Below are 15,714 nucleotides of genomic sequence, written 5' to 3' on the forward strand. Positions count from 1 at the left end.
AGAATTGTTCGTTCATGACATCATGTCTTATGAAGTGGAATTGCGTCGTATCGTCTCTGCATCGACCTTTCTGGTTATTGGTGGGGCGGGCTCCATTGGGCAAGCCGTCGTTAAAGAAATATTTAAGAGAAGCCCAAGAAAGCTTCATGTTGTTGATATCAGCGAAAACAACATGGTTGAACTGGTTCGGGACATTCGGAGCTCTTACGGTTATATCGATGGTGACTTCCAGACCTTTGCGCTTGATGTAGGTTCGATTGAGTACGATGCTTTTATCAAGGCAGATGGTAAATATGATTATGTGCTTAACCTGTCAGCCTTGAAGCATGTACGGAGCGAGAAGGATCCCTTTACGTTGATGCGCATGATCGACGTGAACATATTTAATACGGAAAAGACATTACTTCAGTCTATCGCAAACAAGTCGCTTAAATACTTCTGTGTTTCGACCGACAAGGCAGCCAATCCGGTGAACATGATGGGCGCTTCAAAGCGCATCATGGAGATGTATTTGATGAGGCGCAGTCTGGAGATCAATATCTCTACGGCGCGTTTTGCCAACGTGGCTTTTTCGGACGGCTCGCTCTTGTACGGCTTCAATCAGCGTATCCAGAAGCGACAGCCTATCGTCGCACCCCAGGACATCAAGCGTTATTTCGTTACCCCAAAAGAATCGGGCGAGCTTTGTCTGATGTCCTGCATATTTGGCGAGAACAGGGATATCTTCTTTCCAAAATTAAGTGAGAAATTACATCTGATCACCTTTGCGGAGATCGCGGTTAAATATCTGGAGCAGATGGGTTATGAGCCATATTTGTGCTCATCGGAAGATGAGGCGAGAAGGCTGGCCAAGATGTTGCCCGAGCAAGGGAAATGGCCGTGTTTGTTCACCGACAGCGATACGACCGGAGAAAAGGATTTCGAGGAATTCTTTACGGATAACGAAAGGCTCGACATGGTCCGATTTCAGAATCTTGGCATCATAAAGAACGAGCCGATTTTCGACGATACCGCGCTTGAGATATTCGTCCGGTGTATCGATGACTGGAAGAAGGCAGGGAGCTGGAGTAAGGATGAAGTCGTCAATTTGTTCTGCCGTATGATTCCAGAATTCGGGCACAAAGAAACCGGCAAATATCTCGACGGGAAAATGTAGAAATGATAAAAAAACATCAACCGGTTATCGATTTCATTCGGAGTGCCTACCAGACGACTGCGTTTATTCCATTGCACGAACCAAAATTCGTAGGAAATGAAAAAGCTTATGTGATCGATTGCATCGACTCGACTTTTGTATCCAGTGTGGGCCAATACGTTGACCGGTTCGAACAGGAAATGGCGAAATATACGGGAGCAAAATATGCAGTAGCTACGGTGAATGGCACAGCGGCATTACATATTGCACTCAAGCTTGCCGGTGTAGGCCCGGATGATGAGGTGATCACACAGTCTTTGTCGTTCGTGGCAACTTGCAATGCGATCAGTTATTGCGGGGCCAAGCCGGTGTTTGTCGATGTGGATAGGGATACACTTGGATTGAGTCCAGTAAGTCTGGAGGCTTTTCTCTCTGCCAATGCGACTCGAACCACAGGCGGTTGCGTCAATAAAAATACAGGGCGGAAGATATCCGCTATCGTACCCATGCATACATTCGGACATCCTTGCCGGATAGATGCAATAGCCGATATCTGTGAGGAGTTCGGCATCGCTCTGGTCGAAGACGCGGCTGAAAGTCTTGGCAGTTATTATCAGGGGAGACATACAGGGACATTCGGCAAGTTGGCCGCATTCAGTTTCAACGGCAACAAGACCATCACCACAGGTGGCGGCGGTATGATCGTTACTGATGATGAGGCTTTGGCCAAGCGTGCGAAACATATCACCACAACCGCAAAAGTCCCCCATCCGTACGAATTCATTCACGACGAGATCGGCTATAACTACCGGCTCCCGAACATCAATGCAGCGCTAGGTTGCGCCCAGTTGGAGGTGCTGCCGCGTTTGCTTGAAAGTAAAAGAGCGATCTCGGCTGAATATGCAAAATTCTTCGCGGGTACGCGGTTCAACTTTGTCCAGGAGCCGATCAATAGCCATTCGAACTATTGGCTGAATGCGCTCGTACTTGAAGACAAACAAGAGCGGGATGCTTTCCTGAAAGATTTGAACGAAGCTGGTGTGATGTCTCGTCCCATTTGGAGGTTGATGAACGAACTGCCGATGTTCAGTGGATGCCAATCTACCGATCTGTCGAATGCCAAATGGCTGGAAGAGCGTGTGGTGAATATTCCGAGCAGTGCGAGAATCCAGTGAAACCACGGCTGATCTTGATTGGAGGTGGCGGACATTGCGCATCCTGCATCGATGTAATCGAGCAGGAAGGCAGGTTCGAGATCGTGGGTATCTTGGACAACAATATTACTGAGAAAGCATTGCTAGGCTATTCCATACTCGGCGGAGACGATAGCCTTGGGCAGCTTCGTCCGAGTTGCGATTATGTGCTGGTGACGGTCGGGCAAATCAAGAGCCCCTCTGTGCGCATCCGACTTTATTATCACGCAAAATCACTCGGTTTCCGGCTCCCGGCGATCATCTCTCCACGGGCATACGTTTCCAGACATGCCGCGATAGGCGAAGGCACCATCGTCATGCACGATACCTTGGTCAACTCGCGTGCTGTCGTCGGCAATAACTGCATTATTAATACCAAGGCGTTGGTCGAGCACGATGCGCTTGTCGAAGATCATTGCCATATTTCGACGGCCGCCACCATCAATGGCGGATGCATTGTTAGAAAAGGTACGTTTGTGGGAAGCAATGCGGTGACGAAAGAGTGCGTCCAGACCAAGGAAGGTGATTTCATCAAGGCGGGCTCATTATTTATGGGGCTCACCTATGAATAAGGTGTTCATCATTGCCGAGGCCGGTGTCAACCACAATGGCTCTCTCGATCTGGCGAAGAGGCTGGTTGACGTTGCCGTCGATGCGGGTGCGGACGCCGTCAAATTCCAGACATTCAAAGCGGATAAGCTGGTGAGCAAAGGCGCGCAAAAAGCCGCTTACCAGAAGCAAACAACTGCCGCTGAAGAGTCGCAGTATGCAATGATCAAAAGGCTGGAACTGGATGAGGCTGCGCATCGCGAACTCATTCGTTACTGCCATGAGAAGCAGATTATGTTCCTCTCGACCCCTTTCGACCATGACAGCATCGAACTACTGCATAGTTTGGGGATACCTATATTTAAGATACCTAGCGGCGAGATCACTAACCTTCCGTATTTGCGGCATGTCGGGCGATTGGGCAAAGAGGTGATCCTCTCGACCGGGATGTCCGACATGGGAGAGATCGAGGATGCGCTGGATATCCTGCTACAAGCGGGAACCGCCAGAAACAAGATCACGGTATTGCACGCAACGACCGAATATCCTTGCCCCATTGACGAAGTCAATCTGCGGGCCATGCAGACAATCCGCAATACTTTTGGAGTCAAGATCGGATACTCCGATCACACGCAAGGCATCGAAGTGCCGATTGCTGCAGTCGCCATGGGCGCGGAAGTGATCGAGAAGCACTTTACGCTCGATCGCACCATGGAGGGGCCCGACCACCAAGCCAGTCTGGAGTCGGCAGAGCTCAAAGCGATGATCGCTGGAATCCGCCGTGTATCCCTGGCGATGGGGCACGGCATCAAGAAGCCCAGCAAAAGCGAAATGAAGAATATGGCCATTGCCCGGAAAAGTATCGTGGCAGCCAGACAAATCAAAGCCGGAGAGACATTCAGTGAAGACAACATCTGTGTCAAACGCCCCGGAGACGGCCTCAATCCCATGCGTTGGGATGAGGTAGTTGGCCGTGTGGCGCAAAGAGACTACGAAAAGGATGACCGGATATGAGGAAGATCTGCGTTGTCACCGGTACACGTGCCGAATATGGCCTGCTCTATTGGCTGATGAAAGAGATACAAGCCGATGCAACTCTGGAACTGCAGCTGATTGTGACCGGAATGCACCTCTCGCCGGAATTCGGCCTGACCTACAAAGAGATTGAAAAAGAGTTTCCCATCTCCAAGAAGATAGAGATGCTGTTGTCCTCGGATACGCCGGTAGGAATCTCCAAATCGATGGGTTTGGCGCAGATCTCGTTTGCCGAAGCCTATGCCGAACTGTCACCGGACATCGTTGTTGTATTGGGCGACCGGTTCGAGATATTCAGCGCTGCGGCGGCTGCGATGATCGCACGTATCCCGATCGCACATATTCATGGCGGTGAAACGACCGAGGGTGCTTTCGATGAAGCCATCCGGCATTCGCTTACCAAGATGAGCCATTTGCACTTTGTTGCAGCGGCGGAATACCGCCGACGTGTCATCCAGCTTGGAGAGCGCGCCGAGTTTGTATTCAATTTTGGAGCGCCTGGGCTGGACAGCATTTACAACTTGCAACTGTTGTCGAAGGAACAGTTGGAGGAGGCCATCGGCTTCAAGCTAGGCAAGAAAAACCTGCTGGTGACATTTCACCCGGTCACGTTGGAGCAGAACACAGCGCAAGAGCAGTTCCGCCAACTCCTGCAGGCGCTCGATGAGTTGGAGGATACGCGCATCATATTTACCAAGGCCAATGCGGATACCGACGGAAGGGCCATCAATTCCATGATTGACGAATACGTGTCCGCCAAGCAGAACAAGGCCATCGCATTTACCTCACTGGGACAGTTGCGGTATCTGTCGGCGCTTCAATTCGTTGATGCTGTGGTTGGAAACAGTTCAAGCGGGCTCATCGAGGCGCCTTCGTTCGAGATAGCCACCGTCAATATCGGCGACCGCCAGAGAGGACGGATCAAAGCATCCAGCGTCATCGACTGTCTGCCGGACAAGGCGGAAATATCAAGTGCCATCCGGCAGGTCTACACTGCGGAAACCCAATCAGCCCTTCGCAATGTTGTGAATCCACATGGTGACGGTTGCGCATCAAAGAGCATCGTAAATATATTGCGCTCCGCTCCTTTGCCGGAGTTGCTAAAGAAACAATTTAACGACTTATCTGGACAATTCACGGCATGAATACTTCCAAGAAAATCTTGCTTGCAACAGATGCCACCATCCGCCAAGCGTTAGCGATCATTGACAGCGGATCTATGAAGATCGCCCTTGTTGCCGATGAAAATGAAAAGCTGTTAGGCACACTCTCTGATGGCGATATACGCCGGGCGATCCTGGGCGGTCATAGTCTCGACGATACGATAGATGATATTTATTACCGCACTCCAACTACGTGTGGAATCAATGATTCGAAGGAAAAAATACTGCAACTGGCGGTTGCTCACAAGCTCTATCAGATCCCTGTCATAGACATCGAAGGACGCATTGTCGGCATCGCCGAAGTTGACGAACTACTGCGACCTGCACATCGAACGAACAAGGTTGTCATCATGGCGGGCGGACTGGGCTCACGCCTCAGCCCACTGACGGATACCACGCCCAAGCCAATGTTGAATGTGGGAAACAAACCCATCCTGGAAACGATCATTGAGAATTTCGCCAAATATGGCTATTCCGAGATCATTTTGAGTGTTGGTTACAAGTCGCATGTGATCGAAGATTATTTCGGCAATGGCAAATCTTTCGGTGTGAACATCGAATATGTTCATGAAGCAAAGCGAATGGGCACAGCGGGGGCGTTAAGTTTGGTGCGCGACCATTTGGATGAATCGTTCTTCGTGATGAACGGCGATCTACTGACCAACATCAATTTTGAGCATTTGCATGACTATCACGTTGCGCATGATGCGGCGGCGACGATGGCTGTGCGGGAATACGATTTTCAGGTGCCATATGGGGTAGTGAATGTGCACGATGGACGTATCTCGTCGATTGAGGAGAAGCCGGTTCACAAATTCTTTGTGAGTGCGGGGATATACATGCTCACTCCGCATGTGCTGGCACAAGTACCGCAAGATGAATTCTTCGACATGCCTACGCTGTTCGAGAAACTGATCGCGGAAAAGAAGACGACAGTTTCTTTTCCAATCAGAGAATACTGGCTAGACATCGGCAGGCTCAGTGATTTCGAGCGGGCCAACAATGAATACAGTGGTGTCTTTTCCAATGAATGAGACAAGTCCGCTGAAGTATCAAACATCAACAAAATACAAATTGGAGCCTTACGCAATGAAAGTCGATTTGAAGAACGTCCGCTGGTGCTCAAGTTGCCTGACTATGTCTACCCGTCCTAGGATTGCCTTCGATGAGCGGGGCTGGTGCAATGCCTGCGTGTGGGCGGAAAAGAAAAAAACTCTTGATTGGGGAACGCGACAGAAAGAATTGGAAACTCTGCTTGACAAGCATCGGCGAAATGATGGCAGGTTCGACTGCCTCGTGCCTGTCAGCGGCGGTAAAGACGGTTCATATGTCGCCTACAATCTGAAACACAAATACGGTATGCACCCGCTCGCCGTTACTGTCACGCCAGCGTTGGCGCTGGAGTTGGGGGATCGCAACCTGCGCGCTTTCGTTGAAAGCGGTTACAACCACATCTCCATCAATCCAGCGCATGAGGCTATGCGTAAACTGAACAAAGTCGGCTTCATCGAAATGGGATTTCCATACTATGGCTGGTTGATCGCCATACATACGGCAGTTGCACGCGCTGCCATCGGATTTGATATTGGACTGATCTTTTATGGCGAAGACGGTGAAGTCGAATACGGCGGCTCCACAGAAACATCAAAGAATCCTATCTACGATGTCCAGTATCAGAAGAAAGTGTACCTTGAAGGCGGCTACGAGAAGGTCTTGGCTGCTTCCGGCATTTCTGACGATGAACTGTTCTTCTTTCGTTTCCCCCAGGACAAAGTGCTTGGTGCGCATCCAATCGATCTGACCCACTGGTCTTATTTTGAGAACTGGGATCCCTATCGGAATTATCTGGTGGCCAAAGAATATTGCGGCCTGATGGAGGCGGAAGATTCGAATGCGGGCACGTTCACCAATTTCTCGCAGAATGACCAAGCGCTTTATGCACTGCACACCTATTTGATGTATCTGAAATTCGGTTTTGGTCGCGCGAACCAGGACGCATGTATTGAAATACGCAGGGGAGCAATGGATCGCTCCCAAGCTGTCAATCTGGTACGCCTCTACGACGGGCATTATCCGGAAGAGTTCATGCAGCTGTATCTGGACTATTACCAGATGACACAAGCCGAATTCGATGAAGTGATCGACAGGTATGCTAATCTGGACTTATTCAGTAAAGTGGACGGTCGCTGGAGACCCAAGTTCACGGTTGCATAATGAGATCTCGCATTACTGTGATTGACTATGGCATGGGCAACATATGGTCGGTGATCAATGCCCTGCGTTATTTTGGATGCACTCCTGTGGTCAGCAGCGACCCCAGAGAGATAGCATGCGCGGAATCTCTATTGCTGCCCGGGGTCGGTTCATTCAGGAAGGCGATGCTGTCCTTGCGAGAATCCTCCATCGATCAAGCGATACTGGAAGCGGTTCAGGGAAAGGGTAGAAAAATACTGGGGATATGCCTCGGCATGCAGCTGATGGGTAGCCGCGGATCAGAGGACGGGGATATGGCTGGCCTCGGCCTGATTCAGAGTTCGGTGGACATGTTTACCGGAGAAGAGATTGGTTCCAACAAGATTCCGCACATTGGTTTCGATTTGGTGCACAGCAAGCCGGGTTCGATCCTTTTCCGGAATCTGCCAGAAGCCGCAGATTTCTATTTCGTCCACTCTTACCGCATGTTGCCGCACGGTTTGAGTGGAAAAGCGGCGACATGTGTATATGGAACGGAATTTCTGGCTGCTTACGAACAACAGAACATCTTCGCTACCCAATTCCATCCCGAAAAAAGCCAAACCAATGGCCTGATGCTCTTGAAGAACTTTCTGGCCCAATAGTTACCATGCTAAAGAAGCGCCTGATATTCACACTGTTGTATAACCAAGGGCAGTTCATGTTGAGCCGCAACTTTCGATTGCAGAAAGTCGGCAATCTCAAATGGTTGCAGACCAATTACAACTTCTCTCACATCTCGTTCTCGATCGACGAGCTGGTCGTGCTGGATGTCGCGCGTAATGAACGGAATACCGAAGCGTTTTGTGAAGCGCTGGAGGCGTTGACCGAAGGATGTTTCGTGCCCATCGCCGCCGGTGGTGGGGTTCGTACTATCGAGCATGCACGCACCCTGCTTCGTTCTGGTGCCGACAAGGTCGTCGTCAATACCGCGCTCTATCAGAACGATGGCTTCATTAGCGAATTGGCCAGTGAGTTCGGCCGCCAATGCGTGGTCGCTTCCATGGATATCAAACGGTCAGCGGATGGAAGCTACCAAGTCATGGCTGAGTGCGGCAGCAAATGCCTGGAGGGCACAGCGACGCATTGGATCGAACAGGTTACCAATGATGCGGTTGGCGAGGTCTATCTTAACTCCATAGACCGTGACGGCACTGGGCAAGGTTATGACATGAAGCTGCTCGACCTGCTGCCGCCGGAAATGCCCAAGCCCGTCATTCTTGCTGGTGGTGTTGGCAATTCAACGCACCTTGCTGCAGGACTGGCGGATCCTCGTGTTGATGCCGTGGCAACTGCGCACCTGTTCAACTTTGTGGGCGACGGTTTGAAGCAGGCGCGCCGCTCGCTTATCGCGGGCGGCATTGAGTTGCCGGTCTGGGACACACAACTGCTGGAAAGTCTTCCTGGTCAGCAAAAACAGGATGGAGATTGCGTTGATTGAGCGGATACTTATCGTTGGCCTGGGAAGCATCGGTACACGCCATTTGCGATTAGCCAGAGAACTCTTTCCACATGCAGACATCAGGGTTCTTCGTCACCAGCAAAGCTGCCTGATTCCGGAATATTCGAACGGATGCTTCTCCGAAATCGGACAAGCTGTCGGCTTCGCACCCCATATTACGGTCATTGCAAACCCCGCGCCATTCCACGTCGCATTGGCACAACGACTCGCAGAGGTGGGCTCCCACCTGTTGGTGGAGAAACCGATAGCTGCCAGCACGGAGGGTGTTGCCCATTTGCTGGAATCGGTGCAGAGACAGGGAACGGTTCTTCTGACCGGATACAACCTCAGATTTCTCCCATCATTGCAGAGATTTCGAGACCTGGTGGAGGTAAAGGAAATCGGGAAGGTGCTGTCAGTGCGCTGTGAGATCGGACAATATCTTCCATCTTGGAGGCCGGATAGCGACTACCGGCAAAATGTATCAGCTCGGCGCGAACTCGGTGGCGGCGCATTGCTAGAGTTGAGCCACGAGATCGACTATCTCCGGTGGATATTTGGAGAAGTTAATTGCGTAACAGCCTCGGTCAGTCGGCAAAGCTGCCTAGAGATCGATGTCGAAGACACCGCCCATTTGATCTTGGGCTTTGCGGTAAAAGAAGATGGCCGCCGTCTGATCGGTACATTGAATATGGATTTCATCCGCCATGACACCACACGCCTTTGTACGGCGATCGGCGAGAAAGGTAGTCTACGCTGGAATGGGCTGACAGGAGTTGTCGAAAAATTCGAGGCTGGCGCGAAAGAATGGCGAGAGCTCTTCCGCCATCAGCATCAGCGCGATGACAGCTATCTCGCCGAATGGCGGCAATTCCTGTCGTGCATCGAAGAAAAGAAGGAACCGTTGATAAGTGGAGAAGATGGCTTGAAAGTATTGAGGATCATAGAGGCTGCGCGTTTGGCCTCCAGAACGGGAAGCCAAGTGCAAATCGCAGGAAATTCCACAAACACAAAGGTGAGCCCATGAAGGCAATCGCATTCATATTCGCCCGTGGCGGCTCGAAGGGGCTGCCAGGCAAGAACATTCGGCCGCTTGCAGGGAAGCCGCTGATCGCATGGTCGATTGAACAAGCACTTGCAGTGAAACGGATTGAACGCGTGATCGTATCCACGGATTCAGAGGAGATTGCGCAAGTCGCGCGGGAATTCGGAGCCGAAGTTCCATTTATCCGCCCTGCAGAATTGGCTCAAGACAATAGTCCGGAGTGGCTGGCTTGGAGACATGCAATCAACTATCTGCAAGAGAAGAATGGTGTCCTGCCCACAGCGATGGTCTCGGTGCCGGCGACAGCACCGCTCAGATTGCCTATCGATATTGAAAATTGTCTGGATGCATACGAAAAGGGTGATGCAGACATCGTTATCACAGTTTCGGAGGCCAATCGCAGCCCCTACTTCAATATGGTGAAAACAAATGAGGACGGCACGGTTAGTTTGGTCATTCCTCCCCAAACGGCAATAACACGCCGTCAGGATGTGCCCGTCGTTTACGACATGGCCACTGTCGCATATGTTGCCCGGCCAGAATTTGTTTTAACACATCATGCCGTATTTGAAGGGCGCGTAAAGGCAGTGATAGTGCCGAAAGATAGGGCGGTTGATATTGATACGCTACTGGATTTTCAGATGGCTGAATGTTTATTAAGCTTCAAAGGAACATCGTGTTAGGCGTTTCTGAAATCTGGAACCGAATTAGATTCTGGCGAAATGCAGATCGAATTGGACCAGATATTTTATTCACACATTGGCGCTTATATTTCAGAAGCACCATGAGAAAGCTGTGCGTGCAAAAGTTTAAATATTTTGGCGAAGGGTCAGAATTTAGACCTGGCTCATACGCTGAGGCATGCTCAAAGATTGAAATCGGGAATAACGTTGTTATTCGTCCTGGAACTTTTCTGTTTGCAGACCCAACTGAAGGAGGCGGTGGTATTCTCATTGAAGAGAAGGTATTAATTGGTTCAGGTGTTCATTTTTATACCAATAATCATGCATTCTCAGATGTGACTAAACCAATATTTGATCAAGACTATCCAGAGCCAAAATTGGCAAACTCAATTATTCTCAGGTGTGGATGTTGGATAGGTGCCTGTGCAATCATTCTTCCAGGTGTTGAAATCGGGGAGAACGCGGTCGTGGGCGCTGGTAGTGTTGTGACAAAATCAGTTCCCGCTCGCACTGTTGTTGCGGGAAACCCTGCCAAGTTTATTAGGCATGTTTCATGAATTTTGAGCTTGATTTTTCGGATCGGAGCTTAAGTGCTATCTGAGTTGTTTAGTACTTGGCAATGGAGTTCTATTTTTACGTGACAGCGATTAAATCAAGATTCCTCGTATCGGTTATTGCGAATGTACTTCGTGCAGGGATCACTTTTGCTTGCGGAATACTGATTGCTCGAGGATTAAATCCGGTTGGATATGGCGAACTGACATTTTTACTTGGCAGCTTTGTGGCGATTCGCGCGCTAGTGGATATGGGGAGTTCCAGCGCTTTTTACACATTCATATCTAGACGCACGCGCGGAGATAGGTTTTACTTTTTCTATTTCTTGTGGCTGCTACTGCAATTCGCAATCACATTGGCGCTTGTATCGCTGCTCATTCCTTCGGGTTTATTTGAGAAAATCTGGTTGGGGCAGCTCCGTGAAACGGTCGCTTTGGCTTTTGTTGCCGTTTTTATGCAACAGCAAATGTGGCAAATGGTGGGGCAAATCGGTGAGTCGGCCCGGAAGACCATCAAGGTGCAACTGCTCAACATCGCCGTGGCAATAACTTATCTGGTGATAAGTTATTTGTTGTTCTGGCTCGGAGACATGAGTGTTCAGGGCATCCTATGGATAATGATTGGTCTCTACGGTACTGCGGCGATATTAAGTTATCTCTTGCTGAGAGAGCGAAATGCCGAGCCTGTCGAGCCAGAAGGGACGTACCGACAGATGCTGGGTGAATACTGGGCATATTGCAAGCCGATGATATGGCTTGCCGTGGCCGGATTTTTTTATGCGTTTGCCGACAAATGGATGTTGCAAAAATTTGGTGGCGCAGCTCAGCAAGGCTATTTTCAGATCGCATCGCAATTCGCCCAGATCAGCCTCCTTGCTACGGTATCCATATTGAATATTTTTTGGAAAGAGATCGCTGAGGCGCGCGCAAGAGGTGAACACGGTCGCGTTGCCATTCTATACACAAAAATAAATCGCGGCTTGGTGATATTGAGTGCTGTTATAGCCGGGTTGCTGCTGCCTTGGGCAAAGCAGATTGTGGCAATCCTGCTAGGCCCGACCTACGTGAAGGCGTGGCCGATTCTGGCAATCATGTTCCTATATCCTATCCATCAGTCGATGGGGCAAATAGGCGGCACCATGTTTATGGCCGGGGGAGATACACGAAAATATGTGGTGTTGAGTATCGGTTTAATGTTGTTCACTCTGCCGGTATCGTACTTGGCTTTAGCTCCATCATCCGGAATGTTGATTCCCGGATTAGGTTTGGGGGCAATTGGCATGGCAGGCTACATGGTGCTGACAAGCATCGTAGCGGTCAATATACAGGCATGGGTCTTGGCCCGTCACAATGCATGGCAATTCGACTGGCAATATCAAGCAGTCGGAATTCCGTTGATGATCGCTCTGGGGTATGCAATCAAGCTATTGGTGGGTTTGGTTTGGGAGCTCGATGGTGTGGGCTGGGTTGAGCTACTGATCCCGGTGGTGGTTGCCTGTGTTGTTTATGCAGGATCGGTAGTTCTGGTGGTCAAGTCGCTGCCTTGGTTGATCGGAATGAGCAAAGAGGAATTTAACAGGATGTTTTTACAATTGCGCAAGGAATTCAGGCATGTCGGCGCTTGATGCAGGAAAGACCTATCGCGACATTCTGATCTTGGAAGACAGAAATCGGTGGGAAAGCTGCAAGTCCCAATTCGATGCGCAAAGAGATGTGGTGCTTACCTATGATCTGGGACTTAGGCGGGAAGTGGAGCAATTGGGCGGTCTAGCCTGCTATGTCGATCATTTGGCGGATAAGCAGTCGATGCAAGAGAATAATTTCCTGATCTATCACTTCTTCCGCAAATGGCATTTTGATGCTGAAGGGCAGGATATCTTCCAATATCGGGGAGTGCCTTTGGGCTTCTCATTCCGTCTGGAGATATGGAATGACTTCGTGTTTTACGCACGCACCCGGATTTGTATGGAAATATTGCGTGGATTGAAATATGAGAAGCTTGTCGTTGGAACCCGACTGGGCTTGATCGAGTCGGTTCTGACTGAAATGGGTCTGGCCTTTGTGCCGGTATTGCCTAACACGGGTTCCGGCAAAGCAACATATTACTTTCCAATCCATGACTGGATGGATGAGAAAGTTCGCTTCAAAGGTATCGGCGGAGTCAAATATCGGCTAAGGGACATCGTGAGCTCGTTGCAGGGCTCGATGATGTCATGGGCGGATCGCTGGTTCGGTGGGGATAAAAAGAAACCGACAGTCTTCATTCAGGAATATCACCCGACCCGCAAGCTCATCAAGCGCTTGCAGCAGGAAGACAGAGTGCGGCTGCTGTTGGCCACATTCTCTAGAAACAAGGGTGCGTTCAGATATATTCCGATTTGGAGGGCGGCAAGCAAATTCCAGGTTGAGGCGGATAACTTGATGAGCCGATTCCGTGTCCAGCGGTGTGCGAAACTGGTGGTGTCCAATGGTGGGGATATTTCAGACGGGCTCTATCGGATCATCGAAACGCGGATAGCGAACCGCCTTGCAGCGGCCTTGCGTGATCTTGATTGCGTGATTCGTTACTTGGATGCCAATCCGCTTTCATTGGAGGTATTGATTGCTAACCTTGGCCACCTCGCACCCTTGGTAGACAGCGTATGTAAGACACGCGGCATCCCCAGTTACTTCATCATCAACGGTATATTGGGAAATGAGTTTTTGGATGAGGGGAAATACGCTACCGTTATCAACTCCTACTCGGTCAGTATCAAGGAGCATTATTTTAGGGGGATGGACAACATAGTCTGCCTTGGCGACCCGCGCATGGATGCCTATGCGATGGGTGAAATTGCGCAGCGCATGATAAACAGGGTGATGCCCACGATTACAGTAGGCGCTTCGGGACATAACAACACGGACCTGAATTCGTATCTGGCGGTGGAGTTTGATTTTTTATACGACGTTCTGCATGCGCTGACGACGATCAAATCTCGCGGTGTGGCTTTGCATATCATTATCAAAGTCAGGGCAAACGGTTACCGCAAGCAATATGAGCGATTCGTGCAGGAATATTTCCCGGGACTGGTGGATGAAATATTGGACAGCGCACCTATGCCGCAGGTGCTGCGGCGCACCGATTTCTTCATCTCGATATACTCGCAGACGCTGTTCGAGGCATCGTGTTTGGGCATCCCTTGCCTCTACTACAAAAAAGACACGGAGATCATGGACCCACCTTTCGACGGGAATTCGGAATTGGTGACCGTGACAAGTGTCGATGACCTGATCGTGGCCATAGAGGATTACCGTTCTGGTCACAAACGCTACGATGCCTTCCTTGAAAGGACGGTGATGGAAAAATACATCGGCCCCTTGGATGGGGGTAATCTGGAGCGGAACTTGAACTTTATCTACCAGCTTCTTGAACAGGCAAAAAATGGGCCGACACATTGAGCCGGTTATTCTCTGAGTTTAAAAACGGCTTGCGCAGAATGCTCTTGCGCAGAAAATTTCCGACGAGCGTTATTTACGCGGGGGCAGTGCTGGATCAAGCCAGTATCCTAGATCGGCATTCCGTGGTTTTTCGCGATGTGACGCTGGTGACTTCGACACTGGGCGCATATAGCTACGTACAGTCCGCAACAGCCATATTCAACGCCGAGATCGGCCCATTCTGCTCTATTGCTGGAGATGTCACCATCGGGCTGGCAATGCATCCGACACATATGGTGAGTACCAGCCCCGTGTTCTACGACAATGAGCAACCGTTACCCAGTTTCTTCACCAAAAGCAAGCAATTCACCAAGAATCTTCCTCGCACTACGATAGGCGCGGATGTATGGATCGGACAAGGCGCGATGATCAAGGCGGGTGTGCTGATCGGGGTGGGCGCTGTCATTGGAGCGGGGGCTGTTGTGACCAAGGATATCCCGCCATATGCGGTGGCCATAGGCTGCCCCGGCCGCGTTATCCGGCAACGCTTCCCGCAGGATATATCCGAGAGATTGTTGGCATCTTGCTGGTGGGATCTGGACGACATAGTACTCGAACGATTGGCTCCATTCTTCGCCGATCCTGCACAGTTTCTCGATAGATTGGACGCAGTCAAATGAGCGCACTACTGACGCGTCTCTTTTCCAAACTCTACAGGATATGTTTCGCTTTTTTTCATGGTTGGAAATTCCAAAACGTTGGCGTAGGTGCCGCTCTGTTTCGTCCATACCGGGTTGACGGTGGCAAGGAAATCACTATCGGCGCACAGACGGTTTTTCAACGCGGAACATGGCTGTATTGTTGCGGTGTAGACGGGCGAAAAGCTGCTTTGTCGATAGGAGGTGGGTGTGCGTTCGGCTATAACAACCATATCACTGCTGTCGGTCAGGTGGTGATCGGGGACAATGTGCTTACCGCGAACAACGTATACATTTCCGACAATCTTCACGACTACGAAGATGTCTCTATTCCCATCATGCATCAGCGAGTCAGATTCAAGCGAGAAGTGAAGATCGGTGATGGCAGTTGGATTGGTGAGAATGCCTGCGTCATCGGCGCGCGCGTTGGGAAGAATTGCGTTATCGGGGCCAACGCTGTCGTGACTTCGGACATCCCAGATTACTCGGTCGCTGTCGGTGTGCCCGCGACGGTAATCAAACAGTTCGACCCACAATCGAAGAAATGGATTGCACTGAAAGCTTGAAAC

At 50.4% G+C, this 15,714-nt stretch carries 16 protein-coding genes; all 16 read left to right on the forward strand.

Annotated elements, in window-relative coordinates; genetic code table 11:
• Nucleotides 1-22: 22 nt before the first annotated feature.
• Nucleotides 23-1,156, forward strand: coding sequence for a UDP-N-acetylglucosamine 4,6-dehydratase (locus tag LDN84_RS19905; protein ID WP_223905212.1), 1,134 nt, complete (start codon nt 23-25; stop codon nt 1,154-1,156).
• 2 nt (nt 1,157-1,158) lie between these two features.
• Nucleotides 1,159-2,310, forward strand: a complete 1,152-nt coding sequence (locus LDN84_RS19910; protein ID WP_223905214.1) for a LegC family aminotransferase — start codon at nt 1,159-1,161, stop codon at nt 2,308-2,310.
• Entirely contained in the window at nt 2,307-2,900 is a 594-nt protein-coding gene (locus tag LDN84_RS19915; RefSeq protein ID WP_223905216.1) for a NeuD/PglB/VioB family sugar acetyltransferase, read from the forward strand. The genes LDN84_RS19910 and LDN84_RS19915 overlap by 4 nt, the downstream gene beginning before the upstream one ends.
• The gene (neuB, locus tag LDN84_RS19920) at nt 2,893-3,891 is read left to right on the forward strand and encodes an N-acetylneuraminate synthase (protein WP_223905218.1); all 999 of its coding nucleotides are present in this window, start codon (nt 2,893-2,895) and stop codon (nt 3,889-3,891) included. The genes LDN84_RS19915 and neuB overlap by 8 nt, the downstream gene beginning before the upstream one ends.
• Nucleotides 3,888-5,057, forward strand: a complete 1,170-nt coding sequence (gene neuC / locus LDN84_RS19925) for a UDP-N-acetylglucosamine 2-epimerase (RefSeq protein ID WP_223905219.1) — start codon at nt 3,888-3,890, stop codon at nt 5,055-5,057. Before neuB ends, neuC begins: the two co-directional genes overlap by 4 nt.
• Entirely contained in the window at nt 5,054-6,109 is a 1,056-nt protein-coding gene (locus tag LDN84_RS19930) for a nucleotidyltransferase family protein (RefSeq protein WP_223905221.1), read from the forward strand. The genes neuC and LDN84_RS19930 overlap by 4 nt, the downstream gene beginning before the upstream one ends.
• Nucleotides 6,110-6,164: 55 nt before the next feature.
• Nucleotides 6,165-7,289 (forward strand): N-acetyl sugar amidotransferase, encoded by a 1,125-nt coding sequence (locus LDN84_RS19935; protein ID WP_223905223.1) that lies wholly within the window; start codon nt 6,165-6,167, stop codon nt 7,287-7,289.
• Nucleotides 7,289-7,912: an imidazole glycerol phosphate synthase subunit HisH gene (hisH, locus tag LDN84_RS19940; RefSeq protein ID WP_223905225.1), complete on the forward strand. Its 624-nt coding sequence runs from the start codon at nt 7,289-7,291 to the stop codon at nt 7,910-7,912. The genes LDN84_RS19935 and hisH overlap by 1 nt, the downstream gene beginning before the upstream one ends.
• A 56-nt stretch (nt 7,913-7,968) precedes the next feature.
• Complete coding sequence (locus LDN84_RS19945) at nt 7,969-8,748, forward strand: HisA/HisF-related TIM barrel protein (protein ID WP_223905227.1); 780 nt, start codon at nt 7,969-7,971, stop codon at nt 8,746-8,748.
• Complete coding sequence (locus tag LDN84_RS19950) at nt 8,729-9,775, forward strand: Gfo/Idh/MocA family protein (RefSeq protein ID WP_223905229.1); 1,047 nt, start codon at nt 8,729-8,731, stop codon at nt 9,773-9,775. The genes LDN84_RS19945 and LDN84_RS19950 overlap by 20 nt, the downstream gene beginning before the upstream one ends.
• The gene (locus LDN84_RS19955; protein WP_223905231.1) at nt 9,772-10,476 is read left to right on the forward strand and encodes an acylneuraminate cytidylyltransferase family protein; all 705 of its coding nucleotides are present in this window, start codon (nt 9,772-9,774) and stop codon (nt 10,474-10,476) included. Before LDN84_RS19950 ends, LDN84_RS19955 begins: the two co-directional genes overlap by 4 nt.
• Before the next feature lie 101 nt (nt 10,477-10,577).
• Nucleotides 10,578-11,033, forward strand: coding sequence for an acyltransferase (locus LDN84_RS22950; RefSeq protein WP_255610422.1), 456 nt, complete (start codon nt 10,578-10,580; stop codon nt 11,031-11,033).
• A gap of 80 nt (nt 11,034-11,113) precedes the next feature.
• Complete coding sequence (locus LDN84_RS19965) at nt 11,114-12,655, forward strand: lipopolysaccharide biosynthesis protein (protein ID WP_223905233.1); 1,542 nt, start codon at nt 11,114-11,116, stop codon at nt 12,653-12,655.
• Nucleotides 12,642-14,468 (forward strand): CDP-glycerol glycerophosphotransferase family protein, encoded by a 1,827-nt coding sequence (locus LDN84_RS19970; RefSeq protein WP_223905235.1) that lies wholly within the window; start codon nt 12,642-12,644, stop codon nt 14,466-14,468. The genes LDN84_RS19965 and LDN84_RS19970 overlap by 14 nt, the downstream gene beginning before the upstream one ends.
• Nucleotides 14,469-14,512: 44 nt before the next feature.
• On the forward strand, nt 14,513-15,127 hold the full coding sequence (locus tag LDN84_RS23030) for a CatB-related O-acetyltransferase (protein WP_276572405.1): 615 nt from the start codon (nt 14,513-14,515) through the stop codon (nt 15,125-15,127).
• Entirely contained in the window at nt 15,124-15,711 is a 588-nt protein-coding gene (locus LDN84_RS19980; protein ID WP_223905237.1) for an acyltransferase, read from the forward strand. The genes LDN84_RS23030 and LDN84_RS19980 overlap by 4 nt, the downstream gene beginning before the upstream one ends.
• Nucleotides 15,712-15,714 lie beyond the last annotated feature (3 nt).

The organism is Rhodoferax lithotrophicus, from assembly GCF_019973615.1.
GTDB classification, from domain to species: Bacteria; Pseudomonadota; Gammaproteobacteria; order Burkholderiales; family Burkholderiaceae_C; genus Rhodoferax; species Rhodoferax lithotrophicus.

What these genes read in the sequence shown, in the direction of transcription:
- hisH (WP_223905225.1), top strand. Translation starts at nt 7,289, where the DNA reads ATGAGATCTCGCATTACTGTGATTGACTATGGCATGGGCAACATATGG.
- LDN84_RS19950 (WP_223905229.1), top strand. Translation starts at nt 8,729, where the DNA reads ATGGAGATTGCGTTGATTGAGCGGATACTTATCGTTGGCCTGGGAAGC.
- LDN84_RS19905 (WP_223905212.1), top strand. Translation starts at nt 23, where the DNA reads ATGTCTTATGAAGTGGAATTGCGTCGTATCGTCTCTGCATCGACCTTT.
- LDN84_RS19970 (WP_223905235.1), top strand. Translation starts at nt 12,642, where the DNA reads ATGTCGGCGCTTGATGCAGGAAAGACCTATCGCGACATTCTGATCTTG.
- LDN84_RS19910 (WP_223905214.1), top strand. Translation starts at nt 1,159, where the DNA reads ATGATAAAAAAACATCAACCGGTTATCGATTTCATTCGGAGTGCCTAC.
- LDN84_RS22950 (WP_255610422.1), top strand. Translation starts at nt 10,578, where the DNA reads ATGAGAAAGCTGTGCGTGCAAAAGTTTAAATATTTTGGCGAAGGGTCA.
- neuB (WP_223905218.1), top strand. Translation starts at nt 2,893, where the DNA reads ATGAATAAGGTGTTCATCATTGCCGAGGCCGGTGTCAACCACAATGGC.
- LDN84_RS19945 (WP_223905227.1), top strand. Translation starts at nt 7,969, where the DNA reads ATGTTGAGCCGCAACTTTCGATTGCAGAAAGTCGGCAATCTCAAATGG.
- LDN84_RS19930 (WP_223905221.1), top strand. Translation starts at nt 5,054, where the DNA reads ATGAATACTTCCAAGAAAATCTTGCTTGCAACAGATGCCACCATCCGC.
- LDN84_RS19980 (WP_223905237.1), top strand. Translation starts at nt 15,124, where the DNA reads ATGAGCGCACTACTGACGCGTCTCTTTTCCAAACTCTACAGGATATGT.
- neuC (WP_223905219.1), top strand. Translation starts at nt 3,888, where the DNA reads ATGAGGAAGATCTGCGTTGTCACCGGTACACGTGCCGAATATGGCCTG.
- LDN84_RS19935 (WP_223905223.1), top strand. Translation starts at nt 6,165, where the DNA reads ATGAAAGTCGATTTGAAGAACGTCCGCTGGTGCTCAAGTTGCCTGACT.
- LDN84_RS19955 (WP_223905231.1), top strand. Translation starts at nt 9,772, where the DNA reads ATGAAGGCAATCGCATTCATATTCGCCCGTGGCGGCTCGAAGGGGCTG.